We start from the raw sequence: 26,885 nt of genomic DNA on the forward strand, positions 1-26,885 counted from the left end.
GGACCTTGGTACGACGGGAGGGACGTCCAGAATCCCAAGCTGAGACCCAATTTGATGTATGACGTCGTGTCCCCGTCGGGCAACGTCATCAAACATCCGAAGAACGGGTGGCGCTGGGAACGCGAGACGTTGGAGGCCAAGCTGGCCTCAGGGGAGCTGTTCTTTAACGAGAACGAAACTGCGATCAAGAGAATCAGTTTCCTCTGGGAACAAGACGGACTTCCGCCAAGCGACATCTGGTTCAATGTTGGCGAGACTGGAAGTAGCCGGGGAGCCAAGAATCACCTAAAGAACCTGTTCCCTGGGGTACTGACCCCGGACCTGTTCGACACCCCGAAGCCTGAGCAGCTGATGCGGAAAATCCTCGAGCTTTCAACGGAGCCGGGTGATCTCGTTCTGGACTGCTTCGCAGGGTCTGGAACGACAGCAGCGGCGGCCCACAAGATGGGGCGACGATGGGCCACTGTGGAATGGCAGCACAGCACAATCGAGACGTACACCATGCCGCGGTTGGCTAAGGTCATCGAAGGGACCGATCCCGGGGGCATTACGGAAACCACCGCCGTCGAATCGCTGGGCGATCTCCCCGACGATGTCACTGCCGCATCTGCCAAGGCCGCTCTGGGCGTGCTGGATAAACTTCTGGAGCACGGCACATTTGATGATCTAGCTTTACTGCAGTCGATCAAGAAATACGGGACATTCGTTGCCAACCCGAAGCGTCCCGCCTTGCCCTCTGACGAGATGACGCAGTTAACTGACCGGGAAATGTTGAAGACGGTCTTTTCGGCGCTGCGAAAGGCTGGAAAGACCAGGAATGTCGCCACCAAAAATTGGTCCGGGGGCGGCGGTTTCCGCGTTTTGGACGTTGGCCCATCCATGTTTGAGGTTGAAGATCGCCAAGTTCTCTTGGCTCACTGGGCCGCGGGAGACGCGCTAGGTGAGGCAGTAGCGGGGCAGTATGGATTCTCCTACCTGAAGGAATCACCTTTCTGCGGAAGAAAAGGTAAGCAGCGCCTTGCAGTGATCGACGGTCTGGTCAATGACCCTGTGGTCGATTTCCTTCTGGATTGGCTGGATGAAGGGGAGCTCTTGGTTGCGTTCGGAACGGGTATAGATCCTGAATCAGCAAATCGGCTTGCCGAGTTGCGGCGCGGCTCAACCCTCAAGAAGATCCCCCAATCGATCGTTTCGTCGTATAGAAGGACCAAGCGGCGCAGTACCGGATTGAACTGGGCAAGTCCCTCCCTTCAGGCACAAGGAGCCGACGTATGACCACCGGTCTTGATATCGACCAGGAACTGCTTGCCCAGATTGGTGTGTAAGCGGCAACTTTAAACTGACCGGAGACGGCAAAACTGGTTGACCGTTCGCGGCAGTGGTTTTGACCAGCGGCGGCAAGCATTTTTGGACAGCAGTAGGCCACGGTGTGTGGCTAGGCGTGCTGGGATTCCTCTTGTCCATCCCTCGTGTCGTTACGGGGAGAGCCCCTTCCTTCCGCGGTGAAATGGCGATGCCAATCGTCTGTGTTTCACCCGTTGTGGGAAGGAAGGGGCTCGTTGTGAAGTCTCCAGGAGAGTTCATGGAAATTTTAGCTGCTTACGATTTAACCCGGTCGTACCGGGATGCCGCGAAGATCTGCGGCGTCTCACACAACACGGTCCGCTCTTATGTGAAAGCCCGCCAGGACGGTGCGCAGGCGCCGGTGGCCCGGCAGCGCGGCCGGATGACTGACCCGTTCCTGCCACAGTTGATCTCCTGGGTCGAGCAGTCCCGCGGGAAGATCCGCGGCGATGTGGTGCATGAGAAACTTGTCGCTTTGGGGTTCACCGGGTGTGAGCGGACGACCAGGACCACGCTGGCTGAACTGAAGGCGAAATACCGGGCCCGGAACGTGCGTGTGCACCGTCCTTGGACTCCTGAGCCGGGTCTGTGGCTTCAGTATGACTACGGCGACGGACCCGTCGTTGACGGGGTGAAGACCGTGCTGTTCGTGGCCTGGCTGGCCTTCTCCCGGTTCCGGATTGTGATTGCTTTGCGGGATAAGACCATGCCGAGCGTGTTCGCCGCCCTGGACAGGGCGTTCCGGCTGATCGGCGGGGTTCCGACCTACATTTTGACGGATAACGAGAAGACCGTCACGGTCGAGCACGTCGCCGGGGTCCCGGTCCGCAACCATCAGATCGTGGCCTTCGCGAGGCACTATTCAACCTCGCTGCAGACGTGTCTGCCGGCGGACCCGGCCTCGAAGGGCGGGGTGGAGAACGCGGTGAAGATCGCCAAAGCCGACCTCGTCCCGAAAGAGACCAATCTGCTGCCCGAGTACCGGTCTTTCGCCGAGCTGGAGGCGGCCTGTGAGGTGTTTATGGAGGAGGTGAATTCGCGGGTGCACCGGGCCACTCTTGAGATCCCGAAGGACATGCTCCGGGTTCTCGAACAGCCCCGGTTGCACCCGGTCCCGGCGACCCCGGTGACGGCGAGTTTCGGCCATACCCGGCAGGTCCCGCCGAACATGCCCATGATCACCTTCCAGCAATCCCGGTACTCCGTCCCGCACACCCTGATGGGTCAGATGGTGTGGGTACGGGGCACCGAAACCGAGGTGATCATCGTCCACGTCGGGGACTCCGGCCCGGTCGAGGTCGCCCGGCATAAGCTCACCCGCCCCGGCATCCCCGCGATCATCGAGACCCACTTCCCGCCCGCCCCTGCAGGGGCCCTGGAACGGGTGATCCGCCCGACGAACAAGGCAGAGGAGGAGTTCCTGGCCCTCGGCGCCGGCGCCGCGCTCTGGCTCAAGGAAGCCGCCGCCGCGGGCACCCAGAAGATCCGGCACAAAATGGAACGCGCCGTCACCCTCGCCAAGGTCCTTGGCGCCGACGAGGTCGACAAGGGCCTGGGAGCGGCAGCGGTGCACCAGCGCTTCACCCACGAGGACCTGATCTCCATCGTCAACACCGGCAACGGGAAAAGCCACACGACCGGGGCCACCCACACCGTCACCGACCAGGGCCGGTGGCTGAGTCAGGGCACCAGCGCCTGGGCCAACTTCGGCACCGCCCCTAACACCACCAGCGATGAAGACTTTGAAGGAGCCATCGATGAGCGCTAACACCATGACCCCGCCCCTGGCTGACGCGGCGGTGGAGAACGTGATCGCGCTGATGCGCACGACCCGGATGCCGCACGCCCGCGCTGTGGTCGCCGAGGTCCTTGCCACCGCGAAAGCCCAACGCTGGGACCCCACCGAAGTCGTCCGCGTCCTGCTCGAAGCCGAAGCCACCGGCCGGAACGCCTCGATGCTGGCCACCCGGCGCAAACGTGCCGGATTCCCCACCGGGAAGACCTTCGATGTCTGGGACGAAGCCCTCTCCACCCTGCCGGCTGCAACAACGTCGTTCCTGCGGACCCTGGAATGGGTGCGGCGGCGGGAGAACCTGATTGCCTGCGGGCCCTCCGGCACCGGCAAGACCCTGCTTCTGGAAGCCCTCGGCCAACTGGCCATCGATCAGGGCATGTCCGTGTCCTGGCTCAGCATGGAAGACCTCGGCGCTCTCGTGCGACGGCACCGCATCGATGACAGCGTCAACAAAGCCATCACCCGCGCCACGAACGTGGATTTGATCTGCATCGACGACATAGGCCTGCTGCCGGTCTCCGCCGACGCAGTCGAGGGCTTCTACCGGGTCGTGGAAGCCTCCTACGAAAAGCGGTCCCTGGCGATCAGCTCGAACATCCACCCCTCCGGGTTCGATGAGCTCATGCCCAAAACCATCGCCACCGCGACCGTGGACCGGCTTCTCCACCACGCCCACCTCTGCCAAACCAGCGGCGAGTCCGTCAGGCTCATGCAAGCCCAAAACGGGAAAGGAACCCGCCCGATGAGCTAACCCAAAACCCCGGTCAGGCGCCCCAAAACCCGGCACGCCCGGGGCGCCTGACCCTGTCCAAAAATACTTGCCGCGACCGGTCAAACACCTGCCGCCAGCGGGCAAACCAACCTGCCGCCACCGGTCATTTCTAAGTTGCCGTTGACATTGGTGCGCAGATGAATCTGCGCACCCCCAATGAGCAAGCGCTGGAAACCATAGTGGCCGGCATATCCGAACACTTTGACGACCGCCAGCTTCCCCCACCTTACGAAGGGGTCGTAGCATCGGCCACTGGTGTGGGAAAGACCTTCGTCATGGCTTCGGCCATTGATTACCTGGCGCAAGCCAAAGGCTGGTCTAACTTTGTCGTCGTCGTTCCCGGATCCACAATCCGGGAAAAGACCGTCGCGAACTTCACCCCTGGTTCTTCAAAGTCACTCACAGATGCCATGGGAGTGAAAACTGTACTGGTGACGGCGGAGAACTTTGATACTCCTGCCATGGCGCAAGCCATAACTAATCCTGATGTGGTCAAGATTTTCGTCCTGACCGTCCAGATCTTACTGCGGCCTGAAGCCAGCGAAACAAGCCGCCGGGCGCACCTCTATATGGAAGGTCTCGGTGGCGAGCTTTACGAGATTCTTCAAAGCCGAGATGATCTAGTTGTATTGACCTGAGAGGTTGGTGACGCGGCTGGCCGGTGGCTGACCGTTGAGTGAGGTGTGGCCTCGATGATGATTGTAATGATGGAGCCAGTCGGCGAAAGCGGCAACACGCTCGGCCTCTGAGGCGTAGGGACGGGCGTAGGCCCATTCGTCGAGCATGGTGCGGTTGTAGCGCTCGACTTTGCCGTTTGTCTGAGGCCTGTAGGGTCGGGTGCGTTTGTGCTTGATGTCCGGGCCCAGAGCGTCTTTGAATGCGTAGGAGCGGTAGCAGGATCCGTTATCGGTCAGGACCCGTTTGACAGTGATCCCGTGGGACTCGAAGTAGGCATTGGCGCGTTCCCAGAATCCGGCCGCAGTGTCCTTTTTCTCATCGGTCAGGATCTCCGTGTAGGCGAGCCTGGAGTGATCATCGACGGCGTTGTGCAAGAAGGCGTGACCCGGTCTCCGGTTCGCCGCGGTACCGGTCTTGTTCCGGTTTCCGGCGGCCCTGCCGACACTGCGGTGTCCGCCGCCGTCAGGGATCCGTCCAAGTTTCTTGATGTCGACGTGGACCAGGTCCCCGGGGCTGTGGTGCTCGTACCGGCGAATCACCCGGCCCGTGGCCCGGTCCATCCACGCCAGCCTCGCCAGCCCAAACCGGGACAGCACCCGGTGCACCGTGGAGGGGTGAATGCCCAGCAGATAGCCGATCCGTGCCGGGCCCCAGCGCCGGTTGACTCTGATCGCGACGATCCGCCGCTCCCGCCGCGTGGAGGTCCGACGCGGGGAGTTGATGGGCCGGCTGGAGCGATCACCCATCCCGTGCTCCCCGTGCTCCCGGTAACGGGCCGCCCACCGCGCTGCGGTCGTCACGGACACCTGGAATCGCTCAGCAGCACGGCGCAGCGGCCACCCGTCATCGACGATGCACCGGGCCAGCCGGAGCCGTCCCTTCGGCGTCAGAAGCGCGTTAGCATGGGACATTGAAGACCTCCTTGTGGATCGGACTCTTAGACAAGCCCCACTCCACTTGGAGGTCTTCTTTTTGTCACCTAACCACGCCGCATGTTCCTAACCTCCGTGGTCAATACATCTAGTCGTCCTGGCAGATGAACACCATCTTTACTACGGCCCGAAGTTTTCAGCTGCCGTTCGGGGGCTGAACCCGAAGGCTCTGATCGGCCTTACCGCGACGCCGCATAAGCTCACCCCGGCCGAACAAATCATTTTCCGTTACCCCTTGGCTGCCGCCATTGCGGGTAAGTACGTTAAGACACCTGTTATCGTGGGCCGGCGAGATGACCGACATGATTTGCTAACCAGGCTCACCGACGGTGCCACCCTGCTGGAATACAAGCGCGAGGCGGCAACGGCCTACTGCCGTGAAAACCCTGAAGCCAAGGCAGTGAACCCTGTTATGTTGGTCCTCGCACGGGATACCACTGAAGCGGACGAGATCACAGGCATACTGCGGGGAGAAGATTTTAAAGGCGGAGCATATGCAGAAAGCGTCATCCAAGTCGACTCCTCGGTCACTGAAAAAGACGAACCTGCGATGTGGGAGCGTCTGTCCACAGTAGAGCAGCCCGATTCAAAGATTCGGATTGTCGTGTCAGTGAAGATGCTTAAGGAAGGGTGGGACGTTAAAAACGTCTACGTCCTTCTCTCCACGCAGCCATCGCTTTCTGACGTCCTGACGGAGCAGGTGCTGGGGCGAGGTCTGCGCCTTCCTTTTGGGCGTTACACAGGCATTCAGATGCTGGATACCCTCGAAGTGCTTGCCCATGACCGCTTCCGGCAACTTCTCGAGCGCGCCAATGTGCTTAATGAAGAGCTAATTTCCTACCGGACACGATCCGTAGTGCAGCGTAACTCGGCCGGGGATCTTGTTGCGATTCGTGAGGAAGAAGAAGTAGGTCCGGGGTTCTTGCAGACGGAGATCACTGAGCTAAACGAAACCCCCACGCCAGCGACAGAGCTAGTGGACAATCGGGAGCAACAGGGAAGCGTGCGGTTGGGCTCCGTTGAAGGACGCGTTGCTGACGGTCAGCAGACGTCCACGCTGCTGGAAGCGCCTCTGGTGCAGGCTCGCAAGGACACTCCATCGTTGATTTTCCCCGTACTGCGCCCAACCCAGATACAGACTTCATTCTCGCTGCGGGACATTACTGATGTGTCCCCTTTCAGGGAACTGGGCAGGCGACTACGCGTAGACCCACAAGGGGAACTTCAACGAACTGCAATCTCCGCTAAGAGGCAAGTGGGGGCGGACGGGATAGAACGAACCATTCTGATTAGGACCACGGCCGAAGATCGCGTTAGAGCAGAGTCAGCCACCCTCTACAGCCTGAAAGAGATCCGCGATCAACTGTCGGAGGCCATACTCAGCGCGCCGGCTGTTAGCGCCCGCAGGTCCGATAGGCCAACAGAAGTTCTGGCCGTAAACCCCATCATCGATGCGTTTATGGACGGTGTGAACGGCGAGGCCGAGGCCCTTCTCTCTGCCTATTTAGACAGAGCGGCTGCTTTGCTTATTCAGTTAGTCGGGCAAGAGCAAAGACTGCGCTCATCACAGGCTGTTCTCGAAGAAACGGCCACAGGCAAGAAGTTCACACCTTCGCGCCGTAACACCCGGTCGAAGGAATCGGAGGATCGTTCGGGTCCCTTCGATAAGGACACTGCATACGCCGGCTGGAACCGCTCCATAATGCCCCTGGAATGGTTTGACTCATCGACAGAACGTGACTTCGCCAATGTGGTCGACGACGACTCCGGGGTTGCTTGGTGGATACGGTTGCAAAGAGATGAACTTCCGCTTACGTGGTCCGCGTCCGGACAAAAATACAACCCGGACTTCATCGTCATCGGAACCGACGGACGTCATTGGCTTGTCGAAGTTAAGGCCGACCGTGACCTTACTAATGCGACAGTCCAAGCCAAACGAGAGGCAGCACGTCGTTGGGCAAACTACGTGAACACCTCCCCAGAGTTTTCTGACCAGCGGTGGGCCTATCTTCTGGTCTCAGAGTCAGATATTCGACACACCAACGGTTCATGGCCTCAGCTACGCAGCATGGCGGGAAGCTGAGGTAGTGCGACCCGTGGTGGGGACGTTAGGTCCTCAATATTCTGAATATCTGTTTGAAGTCCTGCACCCGATTTCTGATCGGTGACAGCCGTACCCTCTGGCCTCATCGGCTATCAGGAACGAGTCGAGTGGATGGGCGAGGAAGTTCTCACTTTGGCCGAAGTTTGGCCTGAGGACGTGCGGGCGGTGATAGTCGGAATCAACCCTTCGCAGAAGAGCGTTAACGCTGGCCACTACTTTCAAGGGCGTGGAGCGCGCGGGCAGGTTATGAAGCTTGTCAGGGCCGGGCTCATGACACTCCGCCAGGATGAGCGATTCTTTGAACGAGCTGCTCTCGAAGCCGGTGTTGGTCTGGCAGACCTTGTACGGCGGCCGACACCGGACGCTAAGTCAGTCCCGGCAGCTGAGAGGGCATACGGTCGAGCAATTCTCGAAGAAAAACTTGCAGCAAGAAATGTGCCCTTGGTCATCGGAATCTATGCGCCACCTATTAAGGAGCTCATGCAAGGCCTGACACCGCCTGGATTCCAGGAGCAGCGAACATCGTGGGGCGCACGAGTCTTTCGCCTGCCTGGTCCGATGCACGAGCGGGAATCTGCCGCGGCAATTATGGCGACTTTGAAGTTCGAGTAGCCTAACCGCCCGGCTGCCAAACTGGCCGCCACCAACGATGCGCCCACTTCGGCAGCCTAATTCCCGGTTTCGCTCGTCATCAGATACTCCACAGGCAGCGATACAAAGACCTGGCAAGGTCACCGCGGTTCTTCCTGCTCCTCGTCATACGAGAGGACTCTTCGCTATGGCAATCGACGGCGAAGCTCGGAGATTATTGCTTTCTCCTTTGCGCTGAGGGGCCCATCGACTGCGGCTACCCGGTTGGCCGCATCGAGGATGCCATCCATCTCCCCTGACTCAGTTTCCAGACGTCGCCACACTTCGTCAGGGTCGATATCGATGAGGCCAGCGAGACGTTCATCGACCACCTCGTGTCGCTTCCGGACTAGCTTCACCAGATGACGCATCAACAGCGCCTCATCGTCGGATATCTTGTGGTCGGCCCTGATTACGAGCCAGGCTACCCACAACATCAGGCGCGGGTGCTGACTCCTCTCGCTCAATGTCGTGGCGACTTCGATCACCCGCGCCTCATTTCTAAAGATAGATTGAGCATGCTGACCAGCAATTAGTGTCGTGTAATGGTTGAGCGCCACCGCAAGCGGCACGCCGACTCCTGGAATTCCGATCTTTATGACGTTCCGCTGCAGGAGGTACTTTCCAACGAAAGGCAGCCCTTTCGCCGCGTTCAGGACCGCCCCGGAATAGAACCGCTTGATCACCGGCCTCATCAGAGCCGGGACCACCTTAGCGGCGCCCTCACGTACCACTTCCCCACCCTTGATGGTGAAGGCCACGCGGATGAGCTTCCACATGTCCTCGGGGGCAGATAGATCGAGTGGGACCCGATAGAGTACCGCGATATCGTAAGCCAAGCGGATTTGGAGCCGAGAGATATAAGCGACATCAACCATGAAGGTCGCCAAAGCGGCCGGGACGGTCGCCGTCGCTGCGCCACCGAGGCTTCCCAAGGTGGCAATGATCGCCACCGTGTAGGCGCCGGCAGAAAGGCCACCTTCGATGGCAGCGTACCGAGCCGCCAATTTAATCCGCTGATCGACAATGGCGTCAGGGGGTACGCCCTCATACAGTTCCTGGAAGTACTGCCAATTGACCTTATTGGTGTAGGAGCTCAGGGCCTGGGCGAGGAGCTCGGTAAACCATCGACCCGACTTGATATCGTCCGGGCTCAACCCCGCGATGAACTTGCGCAGCTCCGCGCGCTCATTCTCGACAATCTGCTGGTCGGCGTCATTGGGGTCATCAGCGCCCGCAGCGTCAAATGGAGCTTCGGGCATGGAAAGTCCTCCTACAGGTTCAGGGTCATGCAGATTCGCTATGCATCGCGGCAAACCACAGCACCATACCCTGAGAGTGTCTTTCGCCGTCGGGACGCCACTCTCTGGTGGGCGCGCGCGTCGGTGCTAACTATCCGGGTTGCCCTGCGGCCGGTGGAACTGTGGTTTCAAATTCCACCCAGAGCCGCGTAATGGTCGCCAGAAGCTGTGGCGGAAACCATACGCTTGCCCGAAAAGAGGTACCGTCCATCGGGTCCATCGTGGTGATGTCTATTCCGCCCTCACTGTAGGCGGCACTGTCTAGAAGCTCCATAGTTTTGCGCACAAATTTGCAGGCCTGGTCAAAGTCGGCAAACACGATTTGAGCACGGTTGAAGTTGAGCAAGGGTTCGTGGGCGGTGTAGTGCTCCGGCTCTCCTTGGCATGAGAACTGCGTCTCTAGACCTAAATCCCACAACGCACGAAGCAGGGGCGCCATTAGATGGTCCACTTCAACGCCGTCGATCTCTACCTGAGAATGATCGGGGAGGCCGGGCCTTGCAGGCTTCGTCAAGCCTCGAACACCATGATCGTTACCGACGCGGTATCCCGAGTCGAATCCTGCCCGGAACCGCCGCCGGCCGTAGCCGTTGAGCCGGAGTTTGGCGAGCTGCATGTTGAATGAGGCTGTGAGGGCCATGTCATTGGCGAGTTTCCGAAGCACGCAACCATCTTGTCAGGCGGGTACGACAGTAAGGCTAAGCGCAGGAGCTACCGATTCCGCGACACGCAAACCATGGGTGTCCCACTTCCTTAGAACTCGAACACTCACGACAGGACATTCCCCCGGGGATCGGGATGCCCGGGGCGGCGCGTAATTTGGCTGTCCCGGAATTCAATCCACAACGACCGCCAAAATCACCCGGCACAGGAGCGAATTTAGGTACGGTGCTGCAATGAGTATCGGGTACGCGAGGGTTTCAGCAGCCAAGCAGGACGTGGCGCGGCAGCGGGACGCCTTCCCGGTTCGAGCTGACAGTCATCAGAAATGAAGCGCCACGACAACGTCTACGCCGTCGTGGGTGCGGCGGATTCCAGTGAAGTAGTGATCGCTCCCTCTGATAAATATGAAGCGAGAACCATGCGATCAGATGCCAAGGCATCCGGCACATCGTTCTATTGCTCTGTGGCGGTAGGCGGGTGCGGCGGCAAATTGAAACTTGCGGCAGGGGACGTTCGCCTGCCGTACTTCAGTCACGCGCCGGAAGCTGCATGCTCCCTCACCGACTCCTCCGCCAGAGACGGGTACACGCACCTCGCCATTCAGAAAGCATTGAAGCTGTGGGTGGAACAGAGCCCGCAGCTTCGGTGCGATCTGGAGGTGACAACGCTTGATCAGAAGGGGCGGAGCGACCTTGTCATAGGAAGCGCAAACGACAGCCGGCGTCTTGGCCTGGAAGTCCAACTATCGCCTCTCACCTACGACGAGGCGCAGCGGCGCTCTGCCATCTATCTGAAAGCTGTAGACCACGTCCAATGGCTCTACGGGTATGAGGACAACCAGGCCTGCTGGGGCGAGGTTGAAAGACGAGGATATGCACTCCGTGTGCGGATCAATATGCAGACTCTAGATTGCGACCTCGGCTATTACGGGTTCCACGGCGCACACGACATCGGCTCAATCCAAACGACATGGCGTTCACTTGCTGACTGGATCATCCGGCCAAACGGACTGTTCTCCCCCAGCATCAAGACCGTTCTCGAGGAAGCCCGGGAGCAGGCCGAGCGCCAGCACGCTGCGAAACCTCCGCGGCCACCAAAACCAGCTGCCCCCACCGTGCCCAGCTACGAAGCTCTACATACAAGCCTGAAAAGTCGCTTTCAGCACACCCTTTTCCCAGACAACGCCGCTATTCGGCTGAGGGTGATCAACGCGATCTACAGGCGGACCGTCAAGGGGCAATTGGACGAGGCGACCGCTGCGGAACTCCTCGAATGGCTGGGTAGGAAGCCGTGGTCGTCATGGTGGAAAACCCTGCTCGGAACGCGGAGCAAGGACGCCGAAATCATAATCCACGTGATCGACGTCCATTCGCGCACGAGACACGCCAGCAAAACGTGATCGCGTCGGCACATGGGGCGGTGGTACACCAGGCTCGGAACGCGCACTTGACGGTCAAGTAGTGTTGGCGTCCCATAAGTTGCCCCAAAGCTAGTGGAGCACTACGCCGCTGCGGCTGGGACTTCTGGAACATCATTCCTGCTAAGGGCCCGAGTCAGTGAGGAAACGCTGACGCTAAGCCGCTCAGCCGTTTCCTTCAAAGTCTTCCCTTCATTGCGCAACTGCCGGGCCGTTTCCAGTTTCCCTGGGGTCATCGACCGCGGGCGGCCGCCGAGCCGGCCACGCGCTTTCGCTGCGGCCAGCCCAGCCTTCGTTCTTTCCGACAGCCTGGATCGCTCGTATTCCGCGAGGGAAGCGAACATGTCAAAGATGAGCTTGCCGTGTGCACTAGTCGTATCCAGCCAGGGCTCAGCTAGGGAACGGAAGCCTATCCCCCGCTGACCCAGAACTGTGACGATGTCGGCTAGGTCGGAGGTACTACGGCCTAACCTGGTCAGGTCTGCGACCAACAGCACGTTGCCCGGTTGCAGGTAATCCAGGCAATCCTTCCATCGCGCCCTTGCCTGGGTAGCGCCGGACGCGTACTCCTGAAAGACGCGAACTGCACCCGCCGCCACCAACGCATCCACCTGTGAATCGAGCGATTGACCACGAGTACTGACTCGCGCATAGCCAACTATGTTCCTAGACACGTCACAAACCCTCTCATCACCCTTTTGACCAGTTTTCTTTTCGGCAACCAGTTTTGACTAGCGTAGGAGCGATCTATCGGCGTTTTTTGGTGTGGAGTTTGCCGCTAAATGGCGGCATTCTGTGATCGCTATGTGTCGCATGGACTTCCGAGTATGTCGACCGTATCTGGCCCCGGAAGGACGGGGTGGATCCTGCTGGGGCCATATAAACCTGTCACAGCCAGACTTCTTGCCCTGAAAGATAAATGCCGTAATAATCAGTAGACTTACTGCTTGGGGGGTTTACCGCTTTGGAGGCCTCGCGATGACCGCTCAGAATCCTCGGCAGGAAGCACGGTCGTTGATCGCTGCCGAAGCCGTATCGCTGTTCGATTTGTGGTTAAAGTACTGGGCCGAGGGCGGCCGGGGCGATGAAATGGAGCTCGATGCCTTCATTAACGGCGTGCCGGTGCTGGACTATTTTGACGAAGTCATCCTGGGCTGGGCTGTGAAGGATCTGTCCGCGCCTTGATCCCGAATAGGTTTGGACGCAGACACAGACGCATGGCAGCAGCACCGGCTTCGGGCAAGGCAACCTCTGCTTAGCGCCGTGCTGCGGCCTTCTTGCCCGCGGATCATTGATTTTGTGATCCGCTGTCCGGTGTGGGCGTTAGAGCTGGAGCAGGTCTATCGAGCTCCCGGCAGCTTGGGGGTGCCATGTTGCCCAGTCGGTGTGGCGGGTTGTGGGGCGGCCGAGGAGATAGCCTTGTCCGGCATGAATTCCGAGGTCCCGTGCGGTAGTGAGTTCGGCGTCGTGTTCTATTCCTTCGGCGATGATGGTGGCGTTTATTTTTTGGGCGAATTTGACCATTGCGGAACCCAGGGCGCGCTGTCGTGGATTGGTGTGGATGCCGGTGATGAGGGTGCGGTCCAGTTTGATGATGTCGGGTTGGAGTTGGAGGATGTGGCGCATTGAGGAGAAACCGGAGCCTGCGTCATCCACCGCTACCTTTAGTCCGCGTTTACGCAGGGGCGTCATAGCGGCGTGGAGGGGGGCGTAGTCGGCTACGGGAAGGCGTTCGGTCAGTTCGAGGATGATCCGCTCAAGAGCGATGCCTGCTTCTTCCAGCAAGCCGGGCACGCGCGGATCGAGGCAGGTTTCCGGTGAGAGGTTCAGCGCCACGGTGAGGTGTGGAGGGAGCTTCGTCGCGTCGTGCAATGCTTCTTCCAAGGCGGCGAATTCGAGTTCCCTGCTGAGGCCTGCGCTGGTGGCCTCAGTGAAAAAGTGTTCGGGGCTGCGGCCCGCGTCTCCGGGGAAGCGTGCCAGGGCTTCGACGCCGGTAATGGTCCCTGTTGTGAGGTCGTGGACGGGCTGGAAAGCGGTGACGATTGTCGGTGCCCGACCCGTGCCGTCGCTGTGTTCCCTGATGCGCCTGTGGAGGAGCGTTCGAACCGTCTGTCCCGGGAGAAGTCTGCCGATACCTTCGAACCCCCGTTCTGAACCATCCGGCGCCCGGCGGGATGTGCCTGTCACTTCCATCCACACTGCTGCCCCGTTGCGGTGGCGGAAAGCAACGACGACGTCGGTCCAGTCGGTTGCATGCTGGTGGTCGACACGCGTGCCATTGCGGCGCGCGGTGGCGCGGTCGGCGTCGTCAAGAACTGTGCTGAAAGGTCTTCCTATCAGCTCGGAGGGGTCATAGCCGAGCAGGGAGGCGCTTGCCTGACTCGAAAAGCTGAAGATCCCGTCGCTGTCGACAGCCCAGAGCCAGTGCTGGCCAGCTCGGAGGAGGGCCTCGATGTGGCCAGAAATGAATTCTTCACGGGCACTTTGCCTCCTGCGAGTTCGGCTGCCCGCTAGGGCCGTGCCTGCCGCGACGGTGACGAGAGTTGCGGTGGTGAAGCCCAGAACGATGACGGGGATAGGTGAGTCCGGAAGTGCGTGCACGACTGCGGTGATCGCGAGGGCGAACGCTGCGGGTACAGACAGGACGCACAGGAGAATTCGTCCCCAGGTGAACGAAACGTGACTGGCCATGCCCGGGCGTCGCTGTTGCCCTGGTGCGGTGGACGGGGCCTTGTGGTCAGTGGATGTTGCGGTCATGACTGGGCATCGGCACGGTCAGCGTCCAGGCCCTCTTTGGCAACAGTTGCCTGGTTGGCCCCGGAGCGGTAGCGGTAGGTGAGGTTCTCATCCTGAACGATGAAGGTTTCAACGCCGCTGCGTGCCCAATGCAGGACCAGCAGACCGTAGCGCTCGGCGAGTTTGGCCAGGGTCGAGAACGTGGTGACGTCAATGACTGCTCTGCCCTGTGCTGCGGGCATGGGATGGACCCGGACCAGCAGCGCGGCGTAACGGCGGCGGATCGCCGCGGCTTCGTCGGCCGGAGCGGTGCGGCGGGCGTAGACCACCACGATGGCCCCGATGACCAGGGCGGCGGCCAGAAGAATCGCGGAGATTATCCGGGCGGTCGCGGCGGTGATGCCTAGGCCGTTCAGACCAACCATCCGCGGTGTCATGGCTGCCTGCTCGGTGGTTGCTGCGTCGCTGACGCTGAGCGTGTCGGGGCCGCCTGTCAGGGCCAGTTGGAGGGGTGTGAGGGTGAGTTTGAGTCCGGGCCCGAAACTGGCTCCGGCGGATGTGGTTACTTTCGGCGTCACGACGATGGAGAGTGGGGTGGCGGGCAGCCCGGTGATGGCTGAGGCTGCCTGGGCCTTGGCTTCCAGGGCTGTCAGGTCCAGGGTGACTTGCCCGTCGTAGCCGGGCCCGGTGAAGGTCTCGGGCCCGGCCAAGGGGGTGCTGGTGTGCCAGCCTCCTTGTGTGGACAGGACAGCGTTGACCGTTACCGTGCCCGGGTCGCCGTGATAGGTGAAGTGCACATCTACGGTGTTGGTGAGTTTACGAAAGACGGGGTCGGGGGAGTTCGCGGTCGTTCCGTCGTAGGCGGGGCTCTTCCCGACCGCAGCAGCGTAGGTGAAGTCCATTCGTGTGCCGCTTTTGACCTGTGATGTTGATGCTGTTTCGAGGGGCCCGGACCAGGCAAGTGCTCCGAGGATGGTGCCCAGGATAGCGAACAAGGTGCACAGTGCCGCCGAAATCCGCAGGGAGGACGGCAGGCCGCCAAGGCGGAGTGCCGGGGAGGGGATAGAACTGATGTGGCGGGACACTGCTGTTCTCCTTCGTTTATGGCGGTGGCGGGTGGTGGCCGCAGCGCTGCCGCCGGCCAGCAGGGTGAACGCAGCCAGGGCCAAACCGGTCGGGCTGGCCAGCCGTTGGAGCCAGGTCCCGCCGTCGGGGACCCTGACGGCGAGGCGGCCAAGGAATTCGTTGGCCGTGGGGTGGTCAACGTCAACGAAGCTATTGTTGTCGCCGCGGAAGCTGTACCGGTCACCGTCGATGGCGATGATGCGGTGCATGACCACGGTGTTCATTTGGTCGCTGTGGTAGGCGACAACATCACCGACGCGGTAAGCGTCTGCCTGGCGGACGATGGCCAGGTCCCCTGCATGGAAGCCCGGTTCCATGCTGATTCCGTGGGTGATGACATAGGAGGCGGCCCCGCCCACCGAGGCAGGCAGCAGCCACGCGACAGCGGCCAGCCCTACCAGGGCCATGACGATGCGCATGGTCCGCATCATCCCTCCTCCCCAGATGGTGTGAGCCCGGCACCACCACGTGGTGCCGGGCCCCTGTTACTCAGTACTAGCTGGCGACGATGTTCAGGGTGGTCACACCGGCGACGCCGGTGAAGGTGCAGGCCAGGTCCGTGCCGCCGCTGACGTTTGCGGTCGGGGTACAGGTCGCGGTCTCGGAGGCTGTGCCGTTGCCGATAGTGGCCTTCACGGTCGCCGGGTTGGCGGCAAGGTCTTGGCTTACGTGGAAGTTCACGGCCGTGGTCGTGTCGCTGGCGCCAACGGTGTACTGAACGGTGTCGACGTTGACGCCGGTGATGCTCTGGCTGGTGGCACCGACAATCTTCTGTGCCTGGTCGATACCGCTGGCGGCGGTGAACGCCGAGCCGGCAACAAGGGTGAGGCCGGCGACGGACAGGGCGGTGATGAGCTTTGCAGATTTGCGCATGAGAGTTTCTCTTTCGTATGAGGAGCCCGGCGCCCCTGAGCGGGCCCCGCGGCGGTTGCAACCCCAGGTACAACTGGATGCCGCTGCCAAGGATCCTTCTCCCGGTCTGCGTCTACAGCAGTATTCTTCACCTGCCTGTCACCGCTGATCCGGTCGGTAGATCCATCGACACTTCGAAGCTAACAGCGACAAAACGGGATTAGTCCCGTCCTTGGATTAACCTGCGGGAACTTTTGGGCCCAGCCACGGACTTTGGTGGATCTCGTGCTGAATCTGCGGCAAATCAGGGATATTCGGCGATGGCCCGACAGCCGTTGGCCCGCGGACTCGGGCAAGGTCCCAGGCTCAAGTCAGGCCAAGTGTTTCCACAGGATCAGCCGATATTGACCCTCTGCCGCCCACGAGGGTCGTAGCTTGGGATGATGGCCGCTTCAACATCATCAACACACTCCGGTGATCCGGCGGAGGTACCCCCCGGTCTCTCTTCGGCATCGGACACGGGCGGACTCCCCGCCACGGCCGTCAGTTCCCCCGCGGTGGGGACACTGCCCCTGCTGGACCCTACCGCTCTCCAAGCCCTGACCGAAGACCTCGGTTCGCGGGGAATGTCACTGCAGTTTGCCCGGGACTATGCGGCCATGTGGGGCCAGCGCCAGACCCGGCTCAGGGACTCTGTCCAGCAGGAAGACCTGACATTGGCCCTCGACGCGGCCATCAGCCTGAAAGTCACCTCGGCAATGGTGGGCGGCACACGTTTGGCGCATCTGGCCCAAACCCTTGAAGCGGCCCTCCGACAAGGCAATCTTCAGCAGGTCCCCGCACTGCTCGCCCTGATAGCGGTCCACGGCCAGGACACCATGGCAGAACTTGAACGACGGCACAACCTGGCCGTGTGATCAGCTGTTCCGGTATTCTGTAGCCTTCCACGTGTCACCGTGATTGGTGTGGCCTCTGTGCGGGCAGCCTGTACCCAACCCCGCGGACCGTCTCAAGCCAGCGCGGCGATTCGGGATCGTCGCGCAGCTTACGCCGAATATTTCCCATATGGACCTCGACAGCGCGTTCATCGGCGTCACTGATGTACGAATCATCGCGGTTTTGCTCTCCCCGGACGGCGCGGACGAGTTCAGCCCGGGACAGCACCGCTCCCGCTCCTCGCACCACCTCATGGAGCAGCTCGAACTCGCTCCGAGTCAGTTCCAGCGTCGTTCCATGCACCGAAGCGATGCGTCTTCTGTAATCGAGTTCCAACCCGTTGTACCGCAGAACGGAGGCGCTGTTCCCGGCCCCGGGGAATCCCGGCTGAGGGACAGGTCCGAATGTGTCTGCACCCGTCCCGGGCCGATGCCGGGGGCGGCGCATCATCGCCGTGATCCTTGCCCGAACTTCCCGCGGACGGAACGGTTTCGTGATGTAATCATCCGCGCCGCCCTGCAGGGCGGCCAGCACATCAGCCTCGTCCTCCCTGCCCGTGAGCATCACAATGTACGCGGTGCTGAACTGCCGGATCCTCCGGAGAGCCTCGAAACCGTCAATGTCAGGCAAGCCAACATCCAGGGTCACCACGTCCGGGCCAATCTCGCGGACCCTGTCCACGCCTTCCCTGCCCCCGGACGCGGTATGGACCTCAAAACCTGATTGAAGCAGCACAGCCTCAAGAAGTCCGCGCACGTCAAGATCGTCTTCAATAATTACAGCCACGCCCAACTCGCCCATGGCCCCCTCCAATGAGTGCCCGAAGAATCCGTGCCAGCCCAGCGCGGGCACAGTTTTCGGGAACACATTTTCCAAGCTACAACCAAACAGTCACCTCAGGCACTGCGAACTTGCTAGTAAAACGCACATTTAGTGCTGCACGAAACCCCGAAGTATGGCTATCTGCAGCCCGGACATCCCCAAGCCCGGGCTGCGGTTGTACCCGCAAGGAGCTACGGTCAATGTCCAGATAGTGCTCTGGGGCTGCGGCCGGCGGACCTTCGTGGAGCTCTTTAGCGACCATTTCATACTGGGTTGCTGGTAGTCGTTCTGGCGGTGCCTGGACCGCCAGAACGACAGAAATCCTGTGGAGGCTGCTATTGATTGGTCAGCTGGAGATCTGGGCAGACCAAGCCCGAATGTCCTGCTCGGTGAACCGCACATCCGGCAGGACGGCGCGGAGCCTACCCGTCAAAACCGCCTCGACCGCGAAAAGTGGCATCCCGTTGGCAGTCCCGGAAGTGTCTTGGATTACTTCGTCAACACGGGCCAGTAGAACAGTCAAAATCTCATTCGGACCCGGGCCATCCGCTGGCCACTCACTAACCCCTTCAGCCATGGGTTCCCCCAGCACTGGATAACGTTGTGTTTTTCACGGCACCAGTTGGGGTCTTCAGCCACCTCATCGCGTCCGCTTCTGAAGTGAAGAACTGCGTGGGGCAGAAGGGCCCGTGCCGGGCTGCATAAAAGACAAAAATGACCTCATCCACCGGTGAAGTCCCTACCACAGCAACACGTGTGAGGGGCCAGTTAGCGGCAAAAACATTGCGCGCCTTGTATCCCAGGGCCTCCATCCACTCAGTGGTTACCAGCAACGGCCTACGACGCCCGGTACAAAGTGCACTGATCCTGGCCATCACATCTTGCGCGGCATCCTCTGTCACAACTGGTCCGCTGTCCCAGTGCAAGTGGATCACACCAGAACGCAGCTCAAGCGCTCCAGGTGCCCCGCAACGCTCCAGCTCGCCGCGCCCTGCCAACCAAGGCCCATGCACTGCCCCGTCCTCCTTACCCCATTTCGGCTAGGTACCCAACCGCGAATCGATTAGTCAATCGACATTCTTGACGCAATATTGAGCATTAGCCCATTTTATCTTGAGGTTGACTGTGTACAAGCGCTGGTTACGGTCTAGGGTCAGCGTTATTCCATTGAATTCGACAAAAAGGGAATCACGCCGTGGACCTCATCCGCTATGTGCTCGGCCTCGCCGTCTTCTTCGGCTCCTTTGTGGTGCTTGCAGTGTGCTCACTACAGGTCCTGATGGGGCATGCCAAACGGAAAAGCGCAGTATCCGCGGGAGAGCAGAAATAGCAGAGACATGCCTTACATTGACATCAACCCACATCGAGGCAAACCAAAATGGTGGGGCTACGCCATATTGGCAGCCCTGACGGCCCTGACGACGCTGTTCGTCGTCGCCGCCCTGAACCGGGGCTAACACAAAACCAGCTTCACCAGTGCAGATAGCTTCTGATATTCGGTGTTGACGGCTCCTTGGTTTGCGGTAGCTCACCCCGCACCTTCCAGACGCCCGGAGCCACCTTCATCGCATGCGCTCCCGCACGCAGGCTGAGACACTTAAACGGTGGAATACGAACTGCGAGTCATCCCGGGCTGCCCCAACACCGCGGCCGCACTGGAACTCTTCAGGCGCACGTTGGCCGTCGGACACGCACAAGGGGACATCCGTATGCGTGAGCTCACCAGCGAAGAACAAGCACGCACCCTCAACTTCCACGGTTCGCCCTCCTTCATCACCGACGGCCGGGACGTCTTTCCCTCAACAACGGCCCCGGCACTGACATGCAGGATCTACCCCAGCCCAACGGGACTGGCCGGACTACCCAGCGAAACGGCTCTCCGAACAGCTCTCTTCCCAGATCAACACCAGTGAGCTATGGTCCATCCGAGCTGCGCCCATCATCACGTCCCTGGCATTCCCGCCTCCAGTTCGCCGCCCGACGCAAATCAACCGCAAGGACCCAAATGGAGCTTCATTCTGCCCTTGCATCCGAGAATCGGCAGTCCCGCAGCGCCGGCAGGGAATGGAACCGCACCGGAAAATAGGCGTCTCATAAAGTAAAAGCTTTTCAAGACACTGCCTCTTTCCCGGAGAAGCCGAACCGGAGCGGCGTCGGGACGGGCATCTCGTTGTCTTGGAAAGTTGTCTCGCCGTGTTTTGTCTTGGGCGTGTGCCGGAAGGGGTTTTCTGAGGCACAATGAGCCGGTGAGACATCTCGGATATATGTCAGTTTCCGAAGTCGTCTGCACGAATTTCCAAAGTCGTCTGCACAGCCCGGGTGACTATGTCAACCTTTTTGACCCCAGCATGACGGTTATTTCTGGCCCCACTGAGGAACTTTGGTTGCCCTGTTCCCGCGGGTACCCTGCGGTGATGGATCCTTCATGTACCACTGCATAGACTGAGGCGCCGTCCTGTACTTCCCGCCCACGACGCGCTGGCGTAGCGTGAGGGCATGGTGGAGCAGACACGGTGCCATCCACTCGGACTGGTTCCTTTGATCCTGCTGCTGGCCGGATGCACCGGCGGCGGCACTCCGGCGCCGGACGCTCCGAGCGTCTCCCCGCCTTCGTCGTCCACGGCCCCAACCTCCGTCAAGGCACTGCCTCCGCCTGCCGGGCACTACGAGGCGGGATGCCTGCAGGGCCAGACCGACGCTGCGGGGTTCAGCCCATCCGGGGAAAGGCTCTTCAACGTCGATCCGCTGTTCATCAGGGACAACTTCTCCCAGACCAGCGATGGCACAACGCAGCTCATGAATGGCGTTCAATGGATGAAGAATCCGTACTGGCTGCGTGCCGGGCAAACGGTCACCGTCACCGTGGCGTCGGAGCAGCAAAAGACCGTGGGACTCGTGGCCGAGTACGGGGCGACGGAAGGCAACACGTCCGTGACCTTCACTGCGTGCCCGCCAGAGAAGACCCCGTACACCTGGTGGCCCGGCGGCTTTCTGGTCCACGGAACGGAGACCAGGTGCATCAGGCTGAGCGTGGAGGTGGCGGGGGCCGAGGGGGCCAGAAGGCCTGTCATCCCCGTGGGTTCCGCGCCGTGCCCCACGTCCTGGTGAGGTCTGAAGGATTACGTCAACTATCGCGCCTGTGCTATTGCAAGTGCGGCAAGGTCGCGGGTAACGCGCTGGACTTCGTGCTCCCGGCGTGCCGAACGCTGGTTTTGTTGTACTAGGCGAGCTCTAGCTAAAGGTTTGTTTGGTGGGGTGGGAACAGGGATCCGTCCCCGCGGGGGAACCTCGCTGGAAGCTTCCTCGTTCCCCGGCATACTTGAACTCATACGCCCCCCTTGACGTCGCTTCCGGAAAGGGCTCTCGGCCTTGCCCTTAGCAATCAGACTAGAAAGTCAGCGGCGACGACTGAAGCGACCCGCCCGTCAGTGAGGACCTTCTTGTTCCAATCTTGAGTCTGGCCACTCCACATCCCTGTACGTCATACCAACTGTGACGACGTACGGAATGCCCCCCGAGAGACTTTCAGTAGCCCGCGGAAGACAGCCGCCTGCATCGACGAAGATGTCCCGTTACTCTCAGCCTTGGGGGTAGCTGGAGTAGCGGGACGTTTCACCATAACAGAGCGCACTCTCGGATGACTGGGACACGCTCCGAGCAACTGCGCCCAAGTGGTTACGATGTTTGAGAAACGGGGATGTCGCAGCTACTGAGTGCCCGATGCTCAACGCGGCGCTGACCGTCCGGGCGCCTGCTGTTCTCTAGCCCTGGAGGAACGATCATCCGGAGACAAGGAGGAGACCGCTTTTGGGGATCCCTCGCCCACCCGCCGCAGTCCTACCCGACACGGCCGACACGAGACTGCTAATTGAGCTGACAAGCCACGCGAATGACCTCTCTGAAGCCGCGCACGCCCTGGATTGCGCACTGACCTCAGGAGAGGACTCAGCGCTGTGGATGCCGCTGACCTCCCATGCTGTCACGGCCTATATCCGTCCCTTCATAGACTCCAACGTCCGAACCCGCCTGGACAAGATGTCAATGGTCCCACCCATTCCCGCGCACCTCCAAGCAGTGCATGACCTCATTCGGAACTACCGCAACACCACGGTCGCGCACTCACAATCGACACTGGTGATGCCATTGCCGGTAGCGATTCTCGATGACCAGGGAAAAGGCGTCGATGTCATGGGTGTTTCTCTCACCCACCAGATGCCGTTGGCCCTGGCTGAGGGTCTCAGCGACCTTATCGGAACCGTGGAAGACATCGTCGAGGAGGCAACGCAGCCGGTGCTTGACCGGTTGCGGACCTGGCTCAAGGGGCAAGACGCCACCGCTATCGGCAGCTGGCAGCTACCGGTGATCAACGAAGCCCTCGACGCGGATTTCGCCTCTGCTCATCGAAGAAAACGGACCCCCCAGTTCACGATGTATTGGCGCACTTGGGAGCAGGAACGCCCGTAATGGCACTTCTTCGGAGCTAGGCCGGTCACTCGTCGTGGAAGCGCCAGCCTCCGTCCTTTGTGAAGGTCGCGATAGCTGAACCCTGACCGAAGGCGGGTTTGGGGTCAGGTGAGAAGAGCAAAGCTGCACTAATGCACTCCAGACCCCGCAACGCGTTTTTTGCCTTGGCCAGGGCGTGAACGAAGTCCAGGCCGTCCACCGTGAAGCAGCCCGCACTCACGTCCGTTAGGTATTCGAGGAAGTACGGCATACCGAAAGCCTGACTGCTCGGCCCGTTCCCAGCTATGGTCCAAAGACCCGGCTTGTTGAACCAAGATTCCAGGGTGGGATCTAGACCTCAGGTGCAGTACGAAACCTTCCTCCACGGGAAGACGCTCTTCTTGGGTCCGACGGTGCCCCGCCCACCGTTAGAGGCAGCTTTGGAGGCTGGGGCCCATAAACAGCTCGTCGCCGGACCGGGAAACGCGGCCCCTAATCAGCAGATTAGGGAGCTGTAATGCTCCTTGGGAAAGACAGAGGATCCTAGGCTGGACAACAAGGTTACATTTGGTTTTCCCGGGGACAGGTTCCTGGGTCAAGTTGTGGCCGGCGTCGAGAGGTCCTGAGGAGAGATATCTCTGGAGACTCAGCGGCCACCCCCAGCCAGCGCCGGCCACCTCCATGGCGCCGGGCGGCCTTGACCAAGCGCAAGAGCCATCAGTTAAACCGAGTCCGGCGACGCGCAGCACTGGGTGCGGTGCAGAATCCGTGGCACGGCCACTTATTGCGTTGCTTTTCGGTCCCGGATCCCTGTCCCTCCTCTAAACAGCTACAGTGTTGCCGGAGGCAGCGTGGCTTCAGGACCTTCTGCCATCAGTTTCTGCTGTGTGAAGGGAAGGAGGATAGCCGTGGAGTTCGCTCGCGTCGTGGGTTTCCTTTCAGACGCCCTGCAGGACCGGCCCGGCAGCGTACGAGGCCTCAGCCCCGATGAGCTGTATGGTCTCTACATCAGCTGGTGCCTTATGAACGATACGATCATCGAGTCTCCAGAAGCCCTGTGGGACGGCTTGAGAGCGTGGGGCATCGACCCTGCGAGTAACCACCTGGCCATGAAAGGCCCTGTAGCCGTGGACTACATCATCGCCAGCGCCCCCAGCATCCTTTAAGCGGCTGTGGTGCTTAACGGCCCAGGACCTCGTCTACGACCCAGGAAAGAATAAGAGCGTCATGCCTGCCCGGATCTAAAAGACCATATAGGTAGGCTTCGAACTCAACAGAATCAGCATCCCCACCCTTGGCAAAGTACTTCACCCAAAGGTCCGCGACACTGACAGCGCTGCACTCAACCAACGCCAAGGCAGCAAAACGTGGGTCTTTCATGACGGCTCTCCAGTACTACCGCCTCAACGCCCGGGGCGGCCAGATCATCACGCCCTGGCCCCACTGTAGGAGTCAATACCAGTCTGGAACAATCCCTCTCGACGGTCACCCCCTGCAACCCTAAAAAATCACAGAGACTTGGCCCCGCCCCGTGCTGCAAAATCCGGTTGATTTGCGAGGTCATAGAGGATCTCCTTGCGATGAACGCAGGCTAAAAGACCCAGCCAGTAAAGGAAGCCCCGCGCCCCTCCAAGGGCAGGCATTCGTTCGGTCATCAGGTTTGCTCGGAACAGGGGGTGGAGCCGGCGATGGCTGGGGAGGCATTCGTGGTCTCAGCCGAATGCCCTCACCGCCGGCTCCTGCCATGACCATACGGACTCTGCCTGGTTCCTTCCCGCGTAATCGGTCCGCGTTTCCCAGCAACAAGGTACTCGGGTCCCTGCCTCAGTCCTTCACATCGATGATGGGTTGACCAACCTAAACCTTGGCCAGCGCCTGGGCGCCCGCCGCTCACTACAACGTTGACGATCCATTCTCGAAAACGAAGGATTGCAAGAACACCTTGAATCGAGAATCCAAGGGACGATCGCTCATCGCAGTGGTGCCGACGTCCTGCCCCGGAAAATTGGGGCGAGGAAGAAAAAGGAGCAGCCCGGGCCTAGGTTCTCACAAATAGTTCTCGAAACGGTACAGTCGAACTAAGACTCCGAACCGAGTTTTGAGAAGAGAACACCCCTATGGCCACACACCGCATCGGTTACGCCCGGGTCTCCACCCGGGATCAGAACCTGGACCTGCAGGTCGAAGCCCTGAATAAGGCCGGATGCGACAAGATCTACAAAGACACCATCAGTGGCACCAAGTCCCAACGTCCCGGCCTCGACCAGGCTCTGGACAACCTGCGCCATGGTGACACCCTGGTGGTGTGGAAGCTGGACCGCCTGGGCCGGAGCGTGAAAGACCTTTTGGACTTCGCCAGCGGACTGAACGACCGCGGCGTAGGATTCGTCAGCCTCACTGATGCCATCGACACCACAACGGCCTCCGGACGCTTCTTTTTCAACGTCATGGCGTCCCTGGCCCAGATGGAACGGGAACTCATGATCGAACGGACACAGGCCGGCCTACAGGCCGCACGCCAACAAGGACGGGTCGGCGGCCGCAAACGCATCATGACAGATGCCAAGATCCGCTCAGCCCGCAAACTCCTCAAACAAGGAACACCGCCGAGGGAGGTCGCCGACACCCTAGGAGTCTCCGTACCCACCCTCTACCGATGGGTCCCGGCAACAGGAGCGACGCAGGCACCAAAGAAGTAGTTCCTGCAGGTTGGTGCAAACGGCTTCGGAAAAGATGACTGTTGGTGCAGAGGAGTATTGAGCAGAATGCAGTTTGGTGCAGGGCACTTCTGACATTTCAATATCCATACTCGTCTGCACAACCCCGGAATTCCGCGGGCGCTTGTGCAGTCGACTTGTGAAAACGACAACCACGCCGAGTTCCGGCAGGTCCTCTGGCTCGGTTCGCCATAGTGAAAGGGCTCTGCGAACTAAAGGTCATAGTTGTTTATGAGCTGGACGGCTTGTGCAGTGATCAGAACTGTCAGGATGGCGCAAGCTCAATAACTTCGTATTAAGAAAGCAGATATAAGTGTGGACACTGCACACACTCCGTCTGATAGGACAAACTAACGCGGCCACCCTCTCTACCGGTCCCCCAGGCCGGGCTCCGGCAGCGCAGGAGTTCAGGTGTGGACAAGTCATGTTGTCCCCACTCCCCCGCGGCATGAATAGATGTAGGCCAATGCCGGCCCACCTAACAGAACCGGAAAGAGGAACCGCAAGAAACTCAGCGTCAGCACGCGGAAGCTCCACCAGCCACGGACTTGGACCCGCCACCCCACACACTGCATAGGCTCCGCGGCAGCCAGGCTAAAGCCCGCACTAGTAGCGTTAGAGGCGCCCCAGCGCAAGCTTTGTACACAGGTCAAAGCAACAATGCCTCTGACGAGGGAAAACACTGTGCCCGAGGTGGGACTCGAACCCACACACCTTTCGATACCGCATTTTGAGTGCGGCGCGTCTGCCAATTCCGCCACTCGGGCGCGGAATACATGGAGCAAAACGCTACGCCCACAGCTGACTGTGAGCAACGCGATCGCTTCACGTACGCGCAATTACTCTACATGCAGATAGGCTGAATTCCAGAATCGCGCCGCCGTCGCCGCAACCGAACCCCTGCAAGCCAAGTACAGCCGCGGTGGCACCTAAGATAGTGATGTCCCGCCGTACCTTTTCAAGGAGATCCCGTGACTGAACAGACGGAGTCAAAGCCCACGTCCCAGCCGGCGCGCCGCGTCATTGTGGCAGAGGATGAAACCCTCATCCGCCTCGACATCATCGAAATCCTGCGGGGCGAGGGTTATGAGGTTGTGGGCGAGGCGGACAACGGCGAGAAGGCCGTGCAGCTGGCGGAGGAATTAAAGCCGGACCTGGTCCTGATGGACGTCAAGATGCCGGTCATGGACGGCATTTCCGCCGCCGAGAAGATCGTCAAGGCCCGCATCGCCCCCGTGGTCCTGCTGACCGCCTTCAGCCAGAAGGAACTCGTGGAGCGCGCCCGCGATGCCGGCGCCATGGCCTATGTCGTCAAGCCGTTCACGCCCGCGGACCTGATCCCGGCACTGGAGATCGCGCTCTCCCGCCACGAGGAAATCAAGGCGCTGGAAAGCGAAGTCTCCGACCTCCAGGAGCAGTTCGCCACCCGCAAGCTGGTGGAACGTGCCAAGAGCCTGCTGACCACCAAGATGGGCCTGACGGAACCGGAAGCTTTCCGCTGGATCCAGAAGACCTCCATGGACCGCCGCCTCAGCATGCGCGAGGTCGCCGAGACCATCATCAACCAGGTCAACTAGCGCCCGCTGGCTGGGCCCGGGAAGATTACGACGACGGGCCC

Annotated in this window: 25 protein-coding genes and 1 tRNA gene; 15 read left to right on the forward strand and 11 right to left on the reverse strand. The window is 60.4% G+C overall.

Annotated features, from left to right (window positions below; translation table 11 throughout):
- Positions 1-54 precede the first annotated feature (54 nt).
- The 4 genes from AC2JAJ_RS19485 (at position 55) to AC2JAJ_RS19500 (ending at position 4,549) form a co-directional block, all read left to right on the forward strand.
- Positions 55-1,275 carry a DNA methyltransferase gene (locus AC2JAJ_RS19485; protein WP_486414824.1) on the forward strand — a complete coding sequence of 407 codons (1,221 nt, stop codon included), beginning with the start codon at positions 55-57 and terminating at the stop codon, positions 1,273-1,275.
- Positions 1,276-1,561: 286 nt separating this feature from the next.
- Positions 1,562-3,112, forward strand: a complete 1,551-nt coding sequence (istA, locus tag AC2JAJ_RS19490; RefSeq protein ID WP_486414823.1) for an IS21 family transposase — start codon at positions 1,562-1,564, stop codon at positions 3,110-3,112.
- The gene (locus AC2JAJ_RS19495; protein ID WP_486414752.1) at positions 3,102-3,890 is read left to right on the forward strand and encodes an ATP-binding protein; all 789 of its coding nucleotides are present in this window, start codon (positions 3,102-3,104) and stop codon (positions 3,888-3,890) included. Before istA ends, AC2JAJ_RS19495 begins: the two co-directional genes overlap by 11 nt.
- 158 nt (positions 3,891-4,048) lie before the next feature.
- The gene (locus AC2JAJ_RS19500) at positions 4,049-4,549 is read left to right on the forward strand and encodes a DEAD/DEAH box helicase family protein (RefSeq protein ID WP_486414822.1); all 501 of its coding nucleotides are present in this window, start codon (positions 4,049-4,051) and stop codon (positions 4,547-4,549) included.
- On the opposite strand, the gene AC2JAJ_RS19505 is transcribed toward AC2JAJ_RS19500, so the two are convergent.
- A complete protein-coding gene (locus AC2JAJ_RS19505; RefSeq protein WP_486414821.1) occupies positions 4,532-5,500 on the reverse strand; it encodes an IS481 family transposase in 969 nt (322 codons plus the stop codon). The genes AC2JAJ_RS19500 and AC2JAJ_RS19505 overlap by 18 nt on opposite strands.
- 256 nt (positions 5,501-5,756) lie before the next feature.
- Here AC2JAJ_RS19505 and AC2JAJ_RS19510 point away from each other — a divergent pair, with 256 nt between their 5' ends.
- Together AC2JAJ_RS19510 and AC2JAJ_RS19515 are read left to right on the forward strand one after the other, a co-directional pair.
- Entirely contained in the window at positions 5,757-7,604 is a 1,848-nt protein-coding gene (locus tag AC2JAJ_RS19510) for a hypothetical protein (protein ID WP_486414820.1), read from the forward strand.
- Positions 7,605-7,736: 132 nt separating this feature from the next.
- The gene (locus AC2JAJ_RS19515) at positions 7,737-8,237 is read left to right on the forward strand and encodes a uracil-DNA glycosylase family protein (protein WP_486414819.1); all 501 of its coding nucleotides are present in this window, start codon (positions 7,737-7,739) and stop codon (positions 8,235-8,237) included.
- Between the two features lie 164 nt (positions 8,238-8,401).
- Here the strand turns inward: AC2JAJ_RS19515 and AC2JAJ_RS19520 are convergent, their stop codons facing one another.
- Both AC2JAJ_RS19520 and AC2JAJ_RS19525 read right to left on the reverse strand, forming a co-directional pair.
- The gene (locus AC2JAJ_RS19520; RefSeq protein WP_486414818.1) at positions 8,402-9,517 is read right to left on the reverse strand and encodes a tellurite resistance TerB family protein; all 1,116 of its coding nucleotides are present in this window, start codon (positions 9,515-9,517) and stop codon (positions 8,402-8,404) included.
- 130 nt (positions 9,518-9,647) lie between these two features.
- On the reverse strand, positions 9,648-10,220 hold the full coding sequence (locus AC2JAJ_RS19525; protein WP_486414817.1) for a hypothetical protein: 573 nt from the start codon (positions 10,218-10,220) through the stop codon (positions 9,648-9,650).
- A 324-nt stretch (positions 10,221-10,544) separates the two neighbouring features.
- On the opposite strand from AC2JAJ_RS19525, the gene AC2JAJ_RS19530 reads away from it, so the two are divergent.
- Positions 10,545-11,618, forward strand: coding sequence for a competence protein CoiA family protein (locus tag AC2JAJ_RS19530; protein ID WP_486414816.1), 1,074 nt, complete (start codon positions 10,545-10,547; stop codon positions 11,616-11,618).
- A 101-nt stretch (positions 11,619-11,719) separates the two neighbouring features.
- Here AC2JAJ_RS19530 and AC2JAJ_RS19535 read toward each other — a convergent pair whose 3' ends face one another.
- Positions 11,720-12,310 (reverse strand): recombinase family protein, encoded by a 591-nt coding sequence (locus tag AC2JAJ_RS19535; RefSeq protein WP_486414815.1) that lies wholly within the window; start codon positions 12,308-12,310, stop codon positions 11,720-11,722.
- Between the two features lie 304 nt (positions 12,311-12,614).
- On the opposite strand from AC2JAJ_RS19535, the gene AC2JAJ_RS19540 reads away from it, so the two are divergent.
- Positions 12,615-12,821 carry a hypothetical protein gene (locus tag AC2JAJ_RS19540; RefSeq protein WP_486414814.1) on the forward strand — a complete coding sequence of 69 codons (207 nt, stop codon included), beginning with the start codon at positions 12,615-12,617 and terminating at the stop codon, positions 12,819-12,821.
- A gap of 138 nt (positions 12,822-12,959) precedes the next feature.
- On the opposite strand, the gene AC2JAJ_RS19545 is transcribed toward AC2JAJ_RS19540, so the two are convergent.
- The 3 genes from AC2JAJ_RS19545 to AC2JAJ_RS19555 form a co-directional block, all read right to left on the reverse strand.
- Positions 12,960-14,327: a sensor domain-containing phosphodiesterase gene (locus tag AC2JAJ_RS19545; protein ID WP_486414813.1), complete on the reverse strand. Its 1,368-nt coding sequence runs from the start codon at positions 14,325-14,327 to the stop codon at positions 12,960-12,962.
- A gap of 62 nt (positions 14,328-14,389) precedes the next feature.
- The gene (locus AC2JAJ_RS19550) at positions 14,390-15,928 is read right to left on the reverse strand and encodes a signal peptidase I (protein ID WP_486414812.1); all 1,539 of its coding nucleotides are present in this window, start codon (positions 15,926-15,928) and stop codon (positions 14,390-14,392) included.
- A 64-nt stretch (positions 15,929-15,992) separates the two neighbouring features.
- Entirely contained in the window at positions 15,993-16,370 is a 378-nt protein-coding gene (locus tag AC2JAJ_RS19555) for a hypothetical protein (RefSeq protein WP_486414811.1), read from the reverse strand.
- 605 nt (positions 16,371-16,975) lie between these two features.
- Between AC2JAJ_RS19555 and AC2JAJ_RS19560 the strand changes: the two genes are divergently transcribed.
- Positions 16,976-17,266: an Hpt domain-containing protein gene (locus tag AC2JAJ_RS19560; RefSeq protein WP_486414810.1), complete on the forward strand. Its 291-nt coding sequence runs from the start codon at positions 16,976-16,978 to the stop codon at positions 17,264-17,266.
- 34 nt (positions 17,267-17,300) lie between these two features.
- On the opposite strand, the gene AC2JAJ_RS19565 is transcribed toward AC2JAJ_RS19560, so the two are convergent.
- Entirely contained in the window at positions 17,301-18,086 is a 786-nt protein-coding gene (locus AC2JAJ_RS19565; RefSeq protein ID WP_486416766.1) for a response regulator transcription factor, read from the reverse strand.
- A 590-nt stretch (positions 18,087-18,676) separates the two neighbouring features.
- Complete coding sequence (locus AC2JAJ_RS19570; RefSeq protein ID WP_486414809.1) at positions 18,677-19,120, reverse strand: DUF7793 family protein; 444 nt, start codon at positions 19,118-19,120, stop codon at positions 18,677-18,679.
- Between the two features lie 182 nt (positions 19,121-19,302).
- On the opposite strand from AC2JAJ_RS19570, the gene AC2JAJ_RS19575 reads away from it, so the two are divergent.
- From AC2JAJ_RS19575 to AC2JAJ_RS19585, 3 genes are all read left to right on the forward strand, one after another.
- Complete coding sequence (locus tag AC2JAJ_RS19575) at positions 19,303-19,437, forward strand: hypothetical protein (RefSeq protein ID WP_486414808.1); 135 nt, start codon at positions 19,303-19,305, stop codon at positions 19,435-19,437.
- Between the two features lie 1,166 nt (positions 19,438-20,603).
- Positions 20,604-21,215, forward strand: coding sequence for a hypothetical protein (locus AC2JAJ_RS19580; RefSeq protein WP_286404799.1), 612 nt, complete (start codon positions 20,604-20,606; stop codon positions 21,213-21,215).
- A gap of 849 nt (positions 21,216-22,064) precedes the next feature.
- Entirely contained in the window at positions 22,065-22,571 is a 507-nt protein-coding gene (locus AC2JAJ_RS19585) for a hypothetical protein (RefSeq protein WP_486414807.1), read from the forward strand.
- Between the two features lie 25 nt (positions 22,572-22,596).
- Here AC2JAJ_RS19585 and AC2JAJ_RS19590 read toward each other — a convergent pair whose 3' ends face one another.
- Positions 22,597-22,821, reverse strand: a complete 225-nt coding sequence (locus AC2JAJ_RS19590; protein ID WP_286404796.1) for a hypothetical protein — start codon at positions 22,819-22,821, stop codon at positions 22,597-22,599.
- A gap of 655 nt (positions 22,822-23,476) precedes the next feature.
- Here AC2JAJ_RS19590 and AC2JAJ_RS19595 point away from each other — a divergent pair.
- Both AC2JAJ_RS19595 and AC2JAJ_RS19600 read left to right on the forward strand, forming a co-directional pair.
- Entirely contained in the window at positions 23,477-23,716 is a 240-nt protein-coding gene (locus AC2JAJ_RS19595) for a hypothetical protein (RefSeq protein WP_306969856.1), read from the forward strand.
- Between the two features lie 951 nt (positions 23,717-24,667).
- Entirely contained in the window at positions 24,668-25,249 is a 582-nt protein-coding gene (locus tag AC2JAJ_RS19600; RefSeq protein ID WP_478221864.1) for a recombinase family protein, read from the forward strand.
- Between the two features lie 703 nt (positions 25,250-25,952).
- Here the strand turns inward: AC2JAJ_RS19600 and AC2JAJ_RS19605 are convergent.
- Positions 25,953-26,034 (reverse strand) — tRNA-Leu (locus tag AC2JAJ_RS19605).
- A 204-nt stretch (positions 26,035-26,238) separates the two neighbouring features.
- On the opposite strand from AC2JAJ_RS19605, the gene AC2JAJ_RS19610 reads away from it, so the two are divergent.
- Positions 26,239-26,844 (forward strand): ANTAR domain-containing response regulator, encoded by a 606-nt coding sequence (locus AC2JAJ_RS19610; RefSeq protein WP_131134321.1) that lies wholly within the window; start codon positions 26,239-26,241, stop codon positions 26,842-26,844.
- The last annotated feature ends 41 nt before the right edge of the window (positions 26,845-26,885 follow it).

Source organism: Arthrobacter sp. MOO21, from assembly GCF_057369995.2.

Bases quoted from the DNA above. Each gene is read 5' to 3' on its own strand.
- AC2JAJ_RS19485 (WP_486414824.1), top strand. From the start codon at position 55: ATGTATGACGTCGTGTCCCCGTCGGGCAACGTCATCAAACATCCGAAG.
- AC2JAJ_RS19495 (WP_486414752.1), top strand. From the start codon at position 3,102: ATGAGCGCTAACACCATGACCCCGCCCCTGGCTGACGCGGCGGTGGAG.
- AC2JAJ_RS19500 (WP_486414822.1), top strand. From the start codon at position 4,049: ATGAATCTGCGCACCCCCAATGAGCAAGCGCTGGAAACCATAGTGGCC.
- AC2JAJ_RS19505 (WP_486414821.1), bottom strand. From the start codon at position 5,500: ATGTCCCATGCTAACGCGCTTCTGACGCCGAAGGGACGGCTCCGGCTG.
- AC2JAJ_RS19515 (WP_486414819.1), top strand. From the start codon at position 7,737: ATGGGCGAGGAAGTTCTCACTTTGGCCGAAGTTTGGCCTGAGGACGTG.
- AC2JAJ_RS19520 (WP_486414818.1), bottom strand. From the start codon at position 9,517: ATGCCCGAAGCTCCATTTGACGCTGCGGGCGCTGATGACCCCAATGAC.
- AC2JAJ_RS19530 (WP_486414816.1), top strand. From the start codon at position 10,545: ATGAAGCGCCACGACAACGTCTACGCCGTCGTGGGTGCGGCGGATTCC.
- AC2JAJ_RS19540 (WP_486414814.1), top strand. From the start codon at position 12,615: ATGACCGCTCAGAATCCTCGGCAGGAAGCACGGTCGTTGATCGCTGCC.
- AC2JAJ_RS19545 (WP_486414813.1), bottom strand. From the start codon at position 14,327: ATGGCCAGTCACGTTTCGTTCACCTGGGGACGAATTCTCCTGTGCGTC.
- AC2JAJ_RS19550 (WP_486414812.1), bottom strand. From the start codon at position 15,928: ATGATGCGGACCATGCGCATCGTCATGGCCCTGGTAGGGCTGGCCGCT.
- AC2JAJ_RS19555 (WP_486414811.1), bottom strand. From the start codon at position 16,370: ATGCGCAAATCTGCAAAGCTCATCACCGCCCTGTCCGTCGCCGGCCTC.
- AC2JAJ_RS19560 (WP_486414810.1), top strand. From the start codon at position 16,976: ATGTCACTGCAGTTTGCCCGGGACTATGCGGCCATGTGGGGCCAGCGC.
- AC2JAJ_RS19565 (WP_486416766.1), bottom strand. From the start codon at position 18,086: ATGGGCGAGTTGGGCGTGGCTGTAATTATTGAAGACGATCTTGACGTG.
- AC2JAJ_RS19580 (WP_286404799.1), top strand. From the start codon at position 20,604: ATGGTGGAGCAGACACGGTGCCATCCACTCGGACTGGTTCCTTTGATC.
- AC2JAJ_RS19585 (WP_486414807.1), top strand. From the start codon at position 22,065: ATGCCGCTGACCTCCCATGCTGTCACGGCCTATATCCGTCCCTTCATA.
- AC2JAJ_RS19590 (WP_286404796.1), bottom strand. From the start codon at position 22,821: ATGCCGTACTTCCTCGAATACCTAACGGACGTGAGTGCGGGCTGCTTC.
- AC2JAJ_RS19600 (WP_478221864.1), top strand. From the start codon at position 24,668: ATGGCCACACACCGCATCGGTTACGCCCGGGTCTCCACCCGGGATCAG.